This window comes from Phocaeicola plebeius DSM 17135 (assembly GCF_000187895.1).
GTDB lineage: Bacteria > Bacteroidota > Bacteroidia > Bacteroidales > Bacteroidaceae > Phocaeicola > Phocaeicola plebeius.
The window spans coordinates 23,547-37,623 of sequence record NZ_DS990132.1; the positions used below are offsets into that span (position 1 = coordinate 23,547).

13 protein-coding genes are annotated in these 14,077 nt (G+C 46.4%); 4 read left to right on the forward strand and 9 right to left on the reverse strand.

Translation table 11 applies throughout. The features are described 5' to 3' along the window. The first annotated feature begins 7 nt into the window (after window positions 1-7). The 3 genes from BACPLE_RS12255 to BACPLE_RS12265 all read left to right on the forward strand — a co-directional run bounded on the left by BACPLE_RS12255 (window position 8) and on the right by BACPLE_RS12265 (window position 2,480). Window positions 8-793: a hypothetical protein gene (locus BACPLE_RS12255; protein ID WP_040313156.1), complete on the forward strand. Its 786-nt coding sequence runs from the start codon at window positions 8-10 to the stop codon at window positions 791-793. Window positions 794-799: 6 nt separating this feature from the next. After that, a complete protein-coding gene (gene secG, locus BACPLE_RS12260; protein ID WP_007562383.1) occupies window positions 800-1,174 on the forward strand; it encodes a preprotein translocase subunit SecG in 375 nt (124 codons plus the stop codon). Window positions 1,175-1,295: 121 nt separating this feature from the next. After that, complete coding sequence (locus tag BACPLE_RS12265) at window positions 1,296-2,480, forward strand: DUF418 domain-containing protein (protein WP_007562384.1); 1,185 nt, start codon at window positions 1,296-1,298, stop codon at window positions 2,478-2,480. 285 nt (window positions 2,481-2,765) lie between these two features. Here BACPLE_RS12265 and BACPLE_RS12270 read toward each other — a convergent pair whose 3' ends face one another. Both BACPLE_RS12270 and BACPLE_RS12275 read right to left on the reverse strand, forming a co-directional pair. Continuing rightward, complete coding sequence (locus tag BACPLE_RS12270; RefSeq protein ID WP_007562386.1) at window positions 2,766-3,317, reverse strand: NADH peroxidase; 552 nt, start codon at window positions 3,315-3,317, stop codon at window positions 2,766-2,768. A 47-nt stretch (window positions 3,318-3,364) separates the two neighbouring features. After that, window positions 3,365-3,787, reverse strand: coding sequence for a Fur family transcriptional regulator (locus BACPLE_RS12275; RefSeq protein ID WP_007562388.1), 423 nt, complete (start codon window positions 3,785-3,787; stop codon window positions 3,365-3,367). Window positions 3,788-3,985: 198 nt separating this feature from the next. Here BACPLE_RS12275 and BACPLE_RS12280 point away from each other — a divergent pair, with 198 nt between their 5' ends. After that, entirely contained in the window at window positions 3,986-5,926 is a 1,941-nt protein-coding gene (locus BACPLE_RS12280; RefSeq protein WP_007562390.1) for an NAD(+) synthase, read from the forward strand. A gap of 83 nt (window positions 5,927-6,009) precedes the next feature. On the opposite strand, the gene BACPLE_RS12285 is transcribed toward BACPLE_RS12280, so the two are convergent. The 7 genes from BACPLE_RS12285 to BACPLE_RS12315 form a co-directional block, all read right to left on the reverse strand. Further along, window positions 6,010-6,963, reverse strand: a complete 954-nt coding sequence (locus BACPLE_RS12285; RefSeq protein ID WP_007562392.1) for an alpha/beta hydrolase — start codon at window positions 6,961-6,963, stop codon at window positions 6,010-6,012. A 14-nt stretch (window positions 6,964-6,977) separates the two neighbouring features. Further along, window positions 6,978-7,721, reverse strand: coding sequence for a shikimate dehydrogenase family protein (locus BACPLE_RS12290; protein WP_007562393.1), 744 nt, complete (start codon window positions 7,719-7,721; stop codon window positions 6,978-6,980). A gap of 18 nt (window positions 7,722-7,739) precedes the next feature. Next, window positions 7,740-8,480 (reverse strand): bifunctional demethylmenaquinone methyltransferase/2-methoxy-6-polyprenyl-1,4-benzoquinol methylase UbiE, encoded by a 741-nt coding sequence (gene ubiE, locus BACPLE_RS12295; RefSeq protein ID WP_007562395.1) that lies wholly within the window; start codon window positions 8,478-8,480, stop codon window positions 7,740-7,742. A 78-nt stretch (window positions 8,481-8,558) separates the two neighbouring features. Beyond that, window positions 8,559-9,506: a phosphoribosylaminoimidazolesuccinocarboxamide synthase gene (locus BACPLE_RS12300; protein WP_007562397.1), complete on the reverse strand. Its 948-nt coding sequence runs from the start codon at window positions 9,504-9,506 to the stop codon at window positions 8,559-8,561. Window positions 9,507-9,547: 41 nt separating this feature from the next. Beyond that, the gene (locus BACPLE_RS12305) at window positions 9,548-10,546 is read right to left on the reverse strand and encodes a PhoH family protein (RefSeq protein ID WP_007562399.1); all 999 of its coding nucleotides are present in this window, start codon (window positions 10,544-10,546) and stop codon (window positions 9,548-9,550) included. A 91-nt stretch (window positions 10,547-10,637) separates the two neighbouring features. Next, window positions 10,638-12,287: a C69 family dipeptidase gene (locus BACPLE_RS12310; protein WP_007562401.1), complete on the reverse strand. Its 1,650-nt coding sequence runs from the start codon at window positions 12,285-12,287 to the stop codon at window positions 10,638-10,640. 43 nt (window positions 12,288-12,330) lie between these two features. Next, a complete protein-coding gene (locus BACPLE_RS12315) occupies window positions 12,331-13,992 on the reverse strand; it encodes a M23 family metallopeptidase (protein ID WP_007562402.1) in 1,662 nt (553 codons plus the stop codon). Window positions 13,993-14,077: the final 85 nt, after the last annotated feature.

Genomic DNA, 14,077 nt, shown 5'->3' on the forward strand with positions numbered 1-14,077 from the left:
AGGAATGATGGTACAACAACGACTACAGCATTGGATTGAACACCCGGAAGAGCTGGGCACTGAAAGCTTGTATGAGTTAAGACAGCTTCTGGTGCAATATCCTTTTTTCCAGACAGCTCGTATTTTGTATTTGAAGAATCTGTATCTGTTGCGTGATCCATCTTTTAAAGATGAGTTGCGCAAAGGGGCTTTGTTTGTAGCCGATTTGAGTATCCTGTTTTATGCCATTGAAGGGGATAAGTTTGTCATTAACCGGCATGTCGCTGAAAAAGAAAATGTATCGTCAGAAACATCTGACAGAACGCTGGACCTGATTGACCGTTTTCTGGCCGATGATAAGGACCTTTCTGTGGAAAAACTCTTTCCTTTGCCTGTAGAAGCAGTAGATTATACCTCTGTGTTGATGGAAAAGGAGGGAAATACAGAAACGGCATCTGTAAATCCCCTTCGTGGACAGGATTTAATCGACCACTTTATAGAACAGGCGGCCCGTGAAGAAGCTAAAGGAGTGGAGCCGATAAAGGAGACTGCTTTGTTGGAGGAGGAATCTTCTTCAGAGACAGTAAAAATGGAGGAGGTGGTGCCTGATACAGAAAAAGAAGAGTCTGATACGGAAGAAGGGGAAGATTATTTTACGGAAACTTTGGCTAAAATTTATGTTAAACAGCAACGCTATGATAAAGCGCTGGAAATTATTAAAAAATTAAATTTGAAATATCCGAAAAAAAATACTTACTTTGCAGACCAAATCAGGTTTTTGGAAAAATTGATTATTAACGCTAAATCAAAATAAAAGAAAATGTATTTATTATTTGTTGTATTAATGGTACTTGCTGCTGTATTGATGTGCTTCGTGGTACTGATACAGAATTCAAAAGGAGGAGGACTCTCTTCCAGCTTTGCTTCGTCTAATCAGATTATGGGAGTTCGTAAGACAACTGACTTTATTGAAAAACTGACTTGGGGTTTGGCTGCTTTCATGGTAGTAATCAGTGTAGCTACTTCTTACGTAGTTCCTTCTCAGGCAGAAGGTTCTTCAGTAATCATGGAACAGGCTGTAAAAGAGCAGAAAACAAATCCGTTGAATGCTCCTGCAGGTTTTGCTGCTCCTCAGAAGACTGATGCTGCGGCTACTACTGCTCCGGCTGCCGTAAATGATTCTGCAAAGAACTAAGATAAAAATATGAGATAAGGCACATTCTCTTTTGTGGGAGATGGCGTGCCATAATTGTAGAAACGGGAAGCCTGCTTTTTAAAAACAGGTTTCCCGTTTTTTATTGTTAATTTTACAGACGATGGAAAACATTCAAAAGAAAGAGCGAATCCTGGCTATTGATGCGTTACGAGGATTCGCGGTAATGGGGATTATCCTGCTTCATAACATTGAACATTTTAATTTTTATTCTTTTCCGGAAACGACTTCTCCGGTGCTTGGTGCTTTGGACAAAAGCTTGTGGGACATGTTGTTCTTCACGTTCTCGGGTAAGGCATACGCTATTTTTGCCTTGCTGTTCGGTTTCACGTTCTATTTGCAGAGCCGGGGATCGGAAAAAAGAGGAGAAGATTTTAGGAACCGCTATATGTGGCGCTTGCTGCTATTACTGGGTTTCGGCTTTGTCAATTCTTTGTTTTTCCCGGGTGAAATCTTGGTGCTATATGCCATTTTAGGTTTTATTCTTGTACCTGTGCGTCATTGGAGCAACAAGGGATTACTGATACTGGCACTGATATTGATGCTGCAGCCCGTGGAATGGCTGAAAGTGCTGTGTGGTTTTGTCAATCCTGAGTATGCACCGAAGCAGATGATTTTCTCGTTGGGTGATGTATATCCTCAGTTGGGAGGTGAATCCTGGTGGGAGATGGTGAAGGTAAATTTCACAATCGGTCAATTGGCCAGCCTGAACTGGGCCTGGTGCTACGGACGAGTTTTCCAAACCTGCTCTTTGTTTATCCTTGGTTTGTGGATAGGACGTGTGGGGTATTTTGATTCTTCTTCTGAAGCAGCTCTGACAAAGGCACGTACATTCTGGACTTATGTGTTATGCTTTTCACTTCCTTTGGCGGTGATTTTCTATTTTCTCAAAGGTTTTATTTTCTCAATTACTTCACAGCCTTTGATGCTTGACAGTTTGAAGACCATTTTCAATTCTTGGTATAACTTCTGCTTTATGCTGGCCATTGTATCCGCATTCCTCTTGTTGTATTGGATGGGGAAGGGGCGGATACTGAAGATACTTGTTCCCTACGGAAGAATGAGTCTGACTGACTATATCATGCAATCAGTGATAGGAAGTTTTCTGTATTTCGGTTACGGACTGGCCTTGCATAAATCTTGTGGCACTACGTTGAGTTTATTGGTCGGAATCGCATTTTTCCTGGCCCAGCTTGCTTTTGCTCACTGGTGGTTCCGCCATTTCAAACGTGGCCCGTTGGAAACTATCTGGCATCGACTGACCTGGTTGGGAAAGACAAACCGTTAATCATTTGGGTAGATATATAAACAAGACAGGGCTGTTCCAGGAGAATTGGGGCAGCCTTTCTTATATGTAGAAAAATATGTTTTCCCAGTACTTTCAGGGAAATACTTCAGTACTGCAAAGGAAGTACTGAAGTACTGACGAAGAAGTACTCCGGTACTGCCTAAGGAGTACTGACTTTGATTAAAGAACTGTGAATTCAGCTTTTATGGTTCTCAAAGAGAAAAAAATAGAGGCCATCCTCGTGATTGAGGTGGCCTCCGTTAGTGATGAAAGCTATACTTTCAATTATTTCTTGAAGTATCTGTTATACAAGCCTTCGAAACCTTTTCCGTGACGAGCTTCGTCCTTAGCCATTTCGTGAACAGTATCGTGGATAGCATCCAGGTTCAGCTGTTTAGCACGAGTAGCGATACGTTTCTTGTCTTCGCAAGCACCGCATTCAGCGTTCATACGTTTTTCAAGGTTTGTCTTAGTATCCCATACACAGTCACCCAACAGTTCTGCGAATTTAGCAGCGTGTTCAGCTTCTTCCCAAGCATAACGTTTGAAAGCTTCTGCTACTTCAGGATAGCCTTCGCGGTCAGCCTGACGGCTCATAGCCAGGTACATACCAACTTCAGTACATTCGCCCATGAAGTGGTTGTTCAGGTCTTTGATCATTTCGTCGTCGCAACCTTTAGCTACGCCGATTACATGTTCGTCTACAAACTGCAAACCACCTTCAGCTTCTTCCATTTCTTTGAATTTAGAAGCAGGAGCTTTACACAACGGACACTTTTCAGGAGCTGTTTCACCTTCGTAAATGTAACCACAAACTGTACAGATAAACTTTTTCATAAGTCAAAAATTTTAAGTAGTTAGTTATAATATTAATAAGTTAATTCTTAGTTATTCATCAATCCTTTTTCAGCACATTCGGGGCAAACTCCCTTATAATACTGATGCACTTCTTCCACGATAAAACCTTCTTTGCGGAAAGGTTCTGCCTCACTGAGATTCTGTGGAATCTCTACATCGTAGATTTTATTGCAGACCTTGCATTGAAAATGCGCATGCGGATGCACATCTCCGTCAAAGCAGGCATTTTTTTCATCTATGGTCAGCATTTTTGCCGCGCCGTGTTCTACAAACAACTTCAGCGTATTATATACCGTTGTTTTAGAGAGCGTGGGGATTTCCTTGCACAAAGCTGTATATATCTCATCGATACATGGATGTGTTTTATGGTTCAACAGATAGTCCATGATGGCGATGCGTTGTACAGACGGCTTGATGTGGTAACTGAGCAAGTATTCGTATGCTGTCATATCTATTTTCAATTATGTAATTGTTACAATTCTAATTCGAAGGCAAATATACAAAGATTTTTTATAACCACAAATACTCTCCTCTGTTTTTTATTTTTTTTGCTTTATGCCTTTTCTTTAAAATCTCCCTCTTTATTCTGTGTAGATGTTCAAATATTCTGTTTATTTTTGCATATCTATTTATATATAACAAATTATATGAGATTTGGTTTTGTAAAAGTAGCGGCTGCCGTTCCTGCAGTGAAAGTAGCCGACTGCAAATTCAATGCACAACAGACGGAAAAACAGATTGTAATAGCCGATGGAAAGGGGATTCAGATTATTGTTTTTCCGGAATTGAACCTGACAGGATATTCCTGTGGAGATTTGTTTGCGCAAAGTTTATTGCTTGAGCAGGCTGAACTGGCTTTGATGCAGATTGTCAATAATACCCGTCAGCTGGACATTATTTCCATTGTCGGTATGCCGGTCGTGGTCAATTCCACGCTGATGAACTGTGCCGTGGTTTTTCAGAAAGGTAAGATTCTGGGTATTGTGCCTAAGACTTATCTGCCTAATTATAAAGAATTCTACGAGAAACGCTGGTTTACTTCTGCTGTGGCCCATCCGGATTCCATGAATGTACGTTTGTGTGGTCAGGTGGTGCCGATGGGTACAAACCTGCTGTTCGATACACCGGATGTATGTTTCGGAATTGAGTTGTGTGAGGACGTATGGGCACCTGTTCCTCCCAGCTCTGCACTGGCCCTGAAAGGCGCGGAGATTATCTTCAACCTGTCTGCCGATACCGAAAATATCAGCAAGCATCAGTATCTCCGTTCGTTGTTGGCACAGCAGTCAGCTCGTTGTCTGGCTGGATATGTATTTTCATCCTGCGGTTTCGGGGAATCTACCACCGATGTGGTTTTTGCCGGAAACGCATTGATTTACGAGAATGGAAGCCTGCTTGCCGCTTCCGACCGTTTCTCATTTGAAGAACAGCTTGTGGTCAGCGAGATAGATGTGGAGCGTTTGAGAGGAGAACGTCTGACGAATACCACTTTCTCCAGCAGCGTACGTATGTATCGCGACCAGCATCCTATGCAGCATATCTCTACCGCACTTGTTGCTTCCCGCGATTTGACTCTTACCCGTTCGGTAGAACCTCATCCGTTTGTGCCTTCTGGTGAACGCCAGCTGGACGAACGTTGCGAGGAGATTTTCTCTATTCAGGTAGCCGGACTGGCCAAGCGCTTGGTACACACCAATTGTAAGACGGTGGTGTTAGGTATCTCCGGTGGACTGGATTCTACCTTGGCGCTTTTGGTTTGTGTCAAGACCTTTGATAAGTTGAATCTGTCTCGTAAGGGTATTGTGGGAGTCACCATGCCGGGCTTCGGTACCACAGACCGTACCTACCACAATGCACTTTCACTGATGAGCTCTCTGCAGGTTACTACGAAAGAAATCAGTATAAAGGATGCCTGCATCCAGCATTTTCAGGATATAGGTCAGGATATGTCCGTGCATGATGTGACCTACGAAAACGGTCAAGCCAGAGAGAGAACCCAGATATTGATGGATTATGCCAACAAGATTGGCGGACTGGTAATCGGTACCGGTGACCTTTCAGAGCTTGCTTTGGGATGGGCTACGTACAATGGTGACCACATGTCCATGTATGGAGTAAATGCCAGCATTCCTAAAACCCTGGTTCGCTACTTGGTAAACTGGGTGGCCCAGACCGGTGTAGATACGCTTTCACGAAACACCTTGCTGGATATTATCGATACACCTATCAGCCCGGAACTGATTCCGGCCGATGAGAACGGCAACATCAAGCAGAAAACAGAAGATCTGGTCGGACCGTATGAATTGCACGATTTCTTCCTCTTCCATTTCCTGCGCTTTGGTTTCCGTCCGGCAAAGATTTTCTATCTGGCCGAGATTGCCTTCCGTGGGGTGTACGACAGCACGACTATCAAGAAGTGGCTTACCAACTTCTATCGCCGTTTCTTTGCGCAACAGTTCAAGCGTTCCTGCTTGCCCGATGGGCCGAAAGTTGGTTCCGTATCTTTGAGTCCGCGAGGAGACTGGCGTATGCCGAGTGATGCCAGTGCTGCATTGTGGTTGAAAGAATGCGAAGAACTTCAGGCATAAGTGCCTATATATTATAGAAGGAATAAAAACAAACCGGGTGTTTCATTGGGCAAGTTGAAACACCCGGTTTGTTTTTATCTGTTTCAGCGAACATATTTGTCAGTAAACGCTTTTACCTTTTCTGTGTACTCATCCGGATACAATTTGTAGGAATGTGCGTGATCTACGCCTTCTGTAATCCAGATTTCCTTAGGAGAAGGCTTGGCGGCATACACCTTGTGTACCATCCATGTGGGTACAAAATCATCGTTGTCGCCATGGATGAAGAGCATGGGCTTCGTACAGCGAGCTACTTGCGAGAGGGCAGACGCCTCCTGAAAGTTCCATCCGTTCTGGAGTTGGCAAATCCAGCTGGCCGTATAGAGCAACGGGAAGGGGGGGAGTCCGAAAAGGCCTTTCAACTCTTTGCTGAACTGGTCCCACACGCTGGTATAGCCACAGTCTTCCACAAAGCAGGTGATGTATTCAGGTGTTTTTTCTCCCGACACCATCATTGTGGTGGCAGCCCCCATCGAAATACCGTGAACCACCGCCTTCAGCGAGTCGCCAAACAAAGCCGGAGCTGTATCAATCCATTGCAACACATCCTTTCTGTCGAGCCAGCCCATCTGTATGGCATCTCCTTCTGTCAGTCCCGTGTAACGCAGGTCGGGCAGCAGAATGTTGTAATCCAGCGAGTGGTTATATAGGTAGCCGATATGGAACATGCGGATGGCATTGTCTGTATATCCGTGTACGATGATGGCCGTACGTCGGGTAGGGCGGGAAGCATGTGCATAAAACGCATGCATCCGGATTCCGTCTGGTGCGGTGATAAACGTATCCCGCAAGGCATGATGCTGTTGCAGGCTGTCCAGCCAGGGAACAATCTGCGGATATTCAGTTCGCATGAACGCTTCAGATTCCTCCATATTCTTTCCCCGGTTTTCCGGGCGGAGTGAAAAGTCTATCAGGTAAAGGCTTCCTCCTATGCAAATACCCGCTATCAGTACAAGCAGAATGCCTGCCGTCCAGCCAATTTTTTTCTTCAGTGTCATGTTAGGGTAAATGTTTAGCTGTTCCAGATGTCCCAAGCCCCGAATGCCTGCAGCAGGAGCATTTCCAGGCCATTCTTTACGATGGCTCCCTGGTCGCTGCCTTTTTTCATGAAAAGCGTGGTGTTGGGGTTGTACAGCAAGTCATACAGCAAGTGCTGGGGAGTCAGCAGTTCATACGGAATATTCGGACATTCATCCGCTTTCGGATACATACCCACCGGTGTGCAGTTGACAATCACCTTGTATTCCTGCATGATTTCAGGTGTAATTTCTTCGTAAGTAATGGTCATGTCATTGTGCTTGTTGCGTGAAACGAACAGCACCTCCAGTCCCAGTTGCTTCAGTCCTTGATGAATGGCTTTGGAAGCTCCTCCGGTACCCAAGATCAATGCCTTCTTGTGATAAGGTTCCAGCAGCGCTTCGATGGAACGCACAAACCCGATAATGTCCGAATTATATCCTTTCAGTTTGGTGCCTCCCTTGGTGTGTTCCACTTTAATTACGTTCACCGCTCCGATTTCGCGTGCATCCTTATCCAGTTCGTCCAGATAGGAAATAACTTTCTCTTTGTAAGGGATAGTCACATTCAGTCCTGCAAGCGAAGGATTTGCCTGAATGATGTGCGGAAGTTCATCAATGCTTGGAATTTCAAAGTTCACATATTCGGCATCAATATTCTCGGAATGGAACTTCTCATTGAAAAAATTTCTGGAGAATGAGTGTCCGAGCGGATAGCCGATTAAGCCAAATTTTTTCATAAGGTTCAAAGAATTTAGTTATTTGGTAGCGAAATAGAGTGTGCAAGTACCCATTGTCAGGCGCTTGAATTCTACCTGGCTGAAGCCGGCTTTCCGGATAATTTCCTGCATGATTTCTCCTTGAGGGAAAGCCTTGATGGATTCAGGAAGATAAGTATAGGCACTACGGTCTTTCGACAGCAGTCTTCCCAGTGCAGGTATCACCACCTTGGAGTAAACTGCATATCCTTGTTTCATGGGGAAATGTTCTGGTTCCGACAGTTCCAGGATGACAAGATGTCCTCCGGGAACCAGTACCCTGTACATTTCTTTCAGGCCGAGGTCCAAGTGTTCAAAATTACGGATACCGAATGCTACGGTAATGGCATCGAACCGGTTGTCTGGGAACGACAAAGCTGTACAGTCCTCTTTCGCAAAAGAAATCTGCTTGTCCAGTCCCAGCTGTTTCACTTTTTCCCGTCCTACGTTCATCATGCCTTCCGAAATGTCCGTACCAATCAGTTCGGCAGGTTGCAGCATCTGGCAGGCCTGAATGGCAAAGTCTCCCGTTCCGGTAGCCACGTCCATGATGCGTTGCGGGTGATAGGGCTTCAGCAGGCGGATGGCCTTTCTTCTCCAGCTTTTGTCGATTCCCCATGACATCAGGTGGTTCAGGTTGTCGTAGGCCGGGGCGATATGGTCGAACATTTTCTCTACCTGAGCAGCCTTGCCCTCATCTTCATTATATGGCTTGATTTTTTCTTGTGGATAGTGAGACATGCGAAAAATATTAGGATGGGATAAATTTTGAATCTCCCTTTAAGGTAGCACGAGCCGCCTTAAAGGGAGATAGGGATATTAAAGAGTCAAATAATCTGTTACGTTCTTTTCGATACGTTTGGTCAGGTCTTCTGTTTCACCCTTCACGAAGCTTTCGCCAGTGATGTGTTCGTACAGTTCAATGTAGCGGTCGCTGATAGATTCTACGATAGCCGGAGTCATTTCAGGAACCTGCTGTCCTTCCTTACCTTGGAATCCGTTGGCCATCAGCCATTCGCGTACGAATTCTTTAGACAACTGTTTCTGCGGTTCTTCTTTTTCGAAGCGTTCCTGGTAGCCTTCAGAATAGAAATAACGGCTGGAGTCCGGAGTATGGATTTCGTCCATCAAGTAGATTTCACCGTTGTGCTTTCCGAATTCATATTTGGTATCCACCAGAATCAAGCCGCGTTCAGCAGCCATCTGAGTACCGCGTTCGAACAAAGCTAATGTATATTTTTCCAGTGTGGCATATTCTTCAGGAGTAGCCAGACCTTTCGCCAGGATTTCTTCTTTAGAGATGTCCTCGTCATGCAATCCCATTTCAGCTTTGGTAGTCGGAGTGATAATCGGATGAGGGAACTTTTCGTTTTCTCTCATGCCTTCCGGCAGACGTACACCGCAGATTTCGCGTACACCGCTCTTGTAAGCACGCCATGCACTTCCGCACAAGTAACCGCGTACAATCATTTCAACAGGAAATCCCTGACACATTACGCCCACTGTTACCATCGGGTCGGGAGTAGCCAGTTTCCAGTTCGGGCAGATGTCAGTCGTTGCATCCAGGAATTTGGCTGCAATCTGGTTCAGCATCTGTCCTTTATAAGGGATACCTTCCGGCAATACGACGTCGAACGCCGAGATACGGTCGGTAGCAACCATTACCAACTTTTCGTCATTGATGTTATACACATCACGTACTTTTCCATGATACACACTTTTCTGTCCAGGAAAGTGAAAGTCTGTTTTTGTTAATGCTTTACTCATTGTCTTGTTATGTTTAGTAATGAATAGAATCCATTTATGGTTTATGCCTGCGGCGTTTTTTCCGGTTCTTTAGCCGTACGCGTAGTTTTTCTTTCTGCTTTCTCTTTTTCCTCGAATTTTTCGTAAGCCTCCACGATGCGTGTCACCAGTTTATGGCGTACGATGTCTTTCTTGTTCAGTTCGATGAAGCTGATGCCTTTTACACCCTTCAGAATCTTGATGGCTTGCACGAGTCCGGAAGTTTGCGAAGCGGGAAGGTCAATCTGTGTCATATCTCCCGTGACAATCATTTTGGTGTTCATACCCATACGGGTGAGAAACATCTTGATTTGCTGGGTAGTCGTGTTCTGGGCTTCGTCCAGAATAACTACGGCATCATTCAGCGTACGTCCACGCATGAAGGCCAGCGGGGCAATCTGGATGACATTCAGCTCCATGTATTCCTTCAGCTTGGCAGCCGGAATCATGTCCTGCAAGGCATCGTACAGCGGTTGCAGGTAAGGATCGATTTTATCTTTCATGTCGCCCGGCAGGAAACCCAATTTCTCGCCCGCTTCCACGGCAGGGCGGCTCAGGATGATTTTTTTGATTTCCTTGTTCTTCAGCGCGCGTACTGCCAGTGCAATGGCGGTATAGGTCTTACCCGAACCGGCGGGACCGATGGCAAAAATCATGTCATTCTTTTCAAACTCCTGCACCAGTTTCAGCTGGTTCTCGCTTCTGGGGATGATGGGCTTACCCGTCACACTGAACACGATGGCGTTTCCCGCCTTTTCCGTTTTAGGCGCATTGCCTTTTACGATGTCGAGAATCGTTTCCTCATTGAGCGAGTTATATTGCACGCAATATTTTTCCAGTGCAAGAACGGCTTCTTCGAAGGCACACATTTCCTCCTCATCTCCCATGACCTTGATGACATTGCCGCGTGCCACTATTCTCAGTTTCGGGAACAGGGCCTTGATCATTTGTATGTGGGCGTTGTTGGGGCCGTAGAAGATTACCGGGTCGATATCTTCGAGTACAATATGTTTCTCTATCATTTAGCTTGTTCTGATTCGCTTATATGCTTTATTTTTTGCAAAAATAATCATAACTTTTGATTGTAGAATGAGAAAGCAGCAGAAAAATATCCTACTTCAGCTCTTTCATTTTATAGCGTTCGCCGGTTGCTTTTACCAGTTCCTGCAAGAATTCCTTGCTGTATCCCGGACGGTCCAGCGGAGCCGTGTTTCCTGTTTCCGGACGTTGCAGCTGTCCGTTCTGCATGCGTTTTACCGCACCGTCGTTGTAGCGTACAATCAAAAATTCTCCCAACTTCTTCCAGCTGTCTACGGCAGTCTGAGCCGTCATGTGCGTATAGTTGGTCAGGTATTCTTTAGCCTTGGCCGGATTCTGCTGATACAGTTTCAGGGCTGCACTTTCAATGCCTTCCTGCGATTGTGCATAGGTATCTTCCAGCGTATTCTGTACGGTGCGCATGTCTTCTACCATCAGGTTGTAGCGCGGACGAATCATGTCGGCTACCCAGTTGTAAATCCAGAAAGCAGAGTCCCATGAGAAAGTCACGCAGTCACCGTTCTCCTGCTGATACGGATAAGGTACCTTGTCGGTGTTGCAGTACACCGGAGTGAACACCGTCATGTTGGCATCGTCCAGTCCGAACCAAAGTACACCCCCGATGGCGTCGGGCAGGGTAGAGCGCATCTGCGATACGAATACGAACGCACTCTGCTGAGTAGAGATGGGGCGTTCGTTGAAATATTCCTGACCGTCAACCTTGAATGTCAATGGAGACAGACGGTAAGGCATCTGGAAGCAGCCGGCTCCCATGTCTTTTGTAATGTCGAGGGCCGTACCTTCGTAGTGGTCACGCATAGCGTGCTGGATGTCGCGTACGGAAACCTTGTTGTCGGGCTTTACGTACAAAGGCATCGGTTCCTTGCTGTCACCTTGAATGTAAGAAAGGTAAGACTGTCCGGTTGATTTGCTGAACATGTTGTAGAAACTCCATACACGTGCTTCGCAGAAACGCAAGCCGCTGAAGTCGAGTGGGCAATAGGCATCGGCAAAGCTGAAATCCTTGTTTACCCCACTAAAATAACCTTTCTCACGGGCAAATGAAATGACATCGGGCGAGTACAGACAGTTTTCCTTGTCGTTCATGTCAAATTTATGGATGCGGCTCTGGTTGGCATGTGCGGCAATGCAGTCGTCCGGAATGCGTACAGCCACCCATACGGCTCCTTTCACGCCCGGTCCCTTACCAATCATTTCCATAATCCATGCTTCGTTCGGGTCGGCAATGGAGAAAGACTCACCGCTGCTGTAATAACCGTATTCCTTCACTAAGTCAGTCATCACCTTGATGGCTTCCTTGGCAGTGCGTGAACGTTGCAGTGCCACGTAAATCAGGCTTCCGTAGTCCATGATGCCGGTGCTGTCCACCAGTTCCGGACGTCCGCCGAAAGTCGTTTCTCCGATAGTAACCTGAAATTCGTTCATGTTGCCGATGACATTGTACGTCTGTTTGGCCTCCTTGATTTTACCGAGGTATTTGCCTGAGTCCCAGTCGTAGATGTCGCGCATGGTGCCCGGAGCATGCTGTGCAGCCGGGAAATGGCACAGATAGCCGAACATACCGTAAGAATCGGCAGAGTAAGAAACGATGACGGAACCGTCGGCCGAAGCCTTCTTTCCTACGATGAAGTTTGTACATGCCCATCCGTTGGCCATGTATGCTGTCAGCAGAAGGACAGCCAGCAGTAATCTTTTCATTTTCATACGAACAGATTGTTTTTTTATGATTTAAAAATAAAAGGCGGTTTTAAAATTTGTATTCCTTGCGTGTCATGTTTCCGCATTGGTCGGTCACCGTCACTTCCAGTTTGTGCGGTACCCCTTTCTTTACTTTCTCCGGGTCCTGAATCACTAAAATGCCTTTTTTCAGGCCAAACAAAACGAACTTGCCGTCGATGTATACCTTGTAGCTTCCGATGCCCGATTCCATATCCTTTATCCGGAAACGGATATTTCGGCTGGTGCGCCATCCGCCCTGACCGATAGGAGTGATTTGCGGGGCAATGGTATCCACGTCCACAGAGAAGGTGCCGAGTGAGCGTACGCGCGTCTTTATCCATCCGTTGGCGTATTTTCCTCCCATGGAGCTTCGCCATTTTCCGGCTTTCTGCACGATGTAGTATTTCGTGGTGTCGGCCACGGGCATGTGGCGCAGGCCGATGGACAAGTCGCAGTAGCTGTGGATGGGTGTCCGTCCGGCATCCAGTATGTAGTCAAAGGCGATGCGTGAACTGTCTCCCCGCATGTCTGTACGGAGTGGCACATTCTCGTACACATGATAGCGTGGCACCACCAGTTCCATACCCGGTTTCTGAATGACGTTGGTCCGGTTCCAGTATAGCATTTCATTGGCTTCCGGCTTGTATTCAGGAATATCCTGCCGTTTACCTTTTACGATAAATTGATAGGTCCTGCGGTTCCCGAAATTGTCTTCTAGTACATACCGGAAGTGATAATCCCTTTCCTCGTCGATGGTCACAGCCCCCCGGTTCTCGTTGGTGTGCAGCAGTCGCAGCCGGTTGCCCGGAAGCTTGTAGGAACGCATGATGAGCCGGCGGGTGCGGGTCAGTTCCTCATAGTCGGTAAAGCCGTTGATCATCCGGTTTTCATCGGGCAGCACCTTGTCGGTTGTGCTGTTGAATACCTGTACGGAGTCTACATACAGCGTGACTGAGTGTACCCCGTAGAAATTCGACGTACCGTCCATGTAATCCTTGGCACTGATGCCGGTATAAATCTCTCCCCATGCGTGTACAGGCTGTTTCAGGTTGCCGATGGCGAGGAGTTTCTTATGGCTGGACCCGTTGACCACCCCTTTTCCCTGTATGGGATAAATACCGATGAGGCTGCCTACAGGTGCCTTGCTGTCTTTCAGCAGATGTTTGAAATACGGCATCGGGTCAATATATTCCCCCGTTTCGGTGCGTCGCAGCTCCAGGTGCAGGTGAGGTCCGGCCGAAGCCCCTTCGTTGCCGCTCAGGGCAATGATGTCTCCTTTCTTCACCGGGAATTGTCCGGGCTGGAATTTCAGGTCGCACACAAACGTTTCATGCGCATACTGATATTGGCGTACGCAAGCCTGTATGTTTTTTGCAAATGAAATCACGTGTCCATATACCGAAGTCAGTCCGTTGGGATGCGTCACGTAAATGACCTGTCCGTATCCTCCGTGCAGCACTGCCACGCGCGACACATAGCCGTCGGCAATGCAGTGAATCGGTTTACCTGTAACGCCTTGCGTCTTGATGTCCAGTCCGTTGTGAAAATGGTTCGGGCGAAGTTCTCCAAAATTGGCACTGAGCAGAATCGGAAAATCAAAAGGAGAGCAGAAGTTGCTCTCCTGGACGTGCTGGGCCTGGGCAGACAGCATTCCTCCCAAAACCAGTGCCAGTATCATTTTTTGTCTCATTTTTTCGTATTTGTTAAGCGGTTACAAAGATATTAAGAAATCCTGAAGCTACAATCTTTTTGGAATGACTCTAAAAAATACGAAG

Excerpts from the sequence above, each read along its gene's own strand:
- BACPLE_RS12255 (WP_040313156.1), top strand. The coding sequence starts at position 8 with ATGGTACAACAACGACTACAGCATTGGATTGAACACCCGGAAGAGCTG.
- secG (WP_007562383.1), top strand. The coding sequence starts at position 800 with ATGTATTTATTATTTGTTGTATTAATGGTACTTGCTGCTGTATTGATG.
- BACPLE_RS12265 (WP_007562384.1), top strand. The coding sequence starts at position 1,296 with ATGGAAAACATTCAAAAGAAAGAGCGAATCCTGGCTATTGATGCGTTA.
- BACPLE_RS12270 (WP_007562386.1), bottom strand. The coding sequence starts at position 3,317 with ATGAAAAAGTTTATCTGTACAGTTTGTGGTTACATTTACGAAGGTGAA.
- BACPLE_RS12275 (WP_007562388.1), bottom strand. The coding sequence starts at position 3,787 with ATGACAGCATACGAATACTTGCTCAGTTACCACATCAAGCCGTCTGTA.
- BACPLE_RS12280 (WP_007562390.1), top strand. The coding sequence starts at position 3,986 with ATGAGATTTGGTTTTGTAAAAGTAGCGGCTGCCGTTCCTGCAGTGAAA.
- BACPLE_RS12285 (WP_007562392.1), bottom strand. The coding sequence starts at position 6,963 with ATGACACTGAAGAAAAAAATTGGCTGGACGGCAGGCATTCTGCTTGTA.
- BACPLE_RS12290 (WP_007562393.1), bottom strand. The coding sequence starts at position 7,721 with ATGAAAAAATTTGGCTTAATCGGCTATCCGCTCGGACACTCATTCTCC.
- ubiE (WP_007562395.1), bottom strand. The coding sequence starts at position 8,480 with ATGTCTCACTATCCACAAGAAAAAATCAAGCCATATAATGAAGATGAG.
- BACPLE_RS12300 (WP_007562397.1), bottom strand. The coding sequence starts at position 9,506 with ATGAGTAAAGCATTAACAAAAACAGACTTTCACTTTCCTGGACAGAAA.
- BACPLE_RS12305 (WP_007562399.1), bottom strand. The coding sequence starts at position 10,546 with ATGATAGAGAAACATATTGTACTCGAAGATATCGACCCGGTAATCTTC.
- BACPLE_RS12310 (WP_007562401.1), bottom strand. The coding sequence starts at position 12,287 with ATGAAAATGAAAAGATTACTGCTGGCTGTCCTTCTGCTGACAGCATAC.
- BACPLE_RS12315 (WP_007562402.1), bottom strand. The coding sequence starts at position 13,992 with ATGAGACAAAAAATGATACTGGCACTGGTTTTGGGAGGAATGCTGTCT.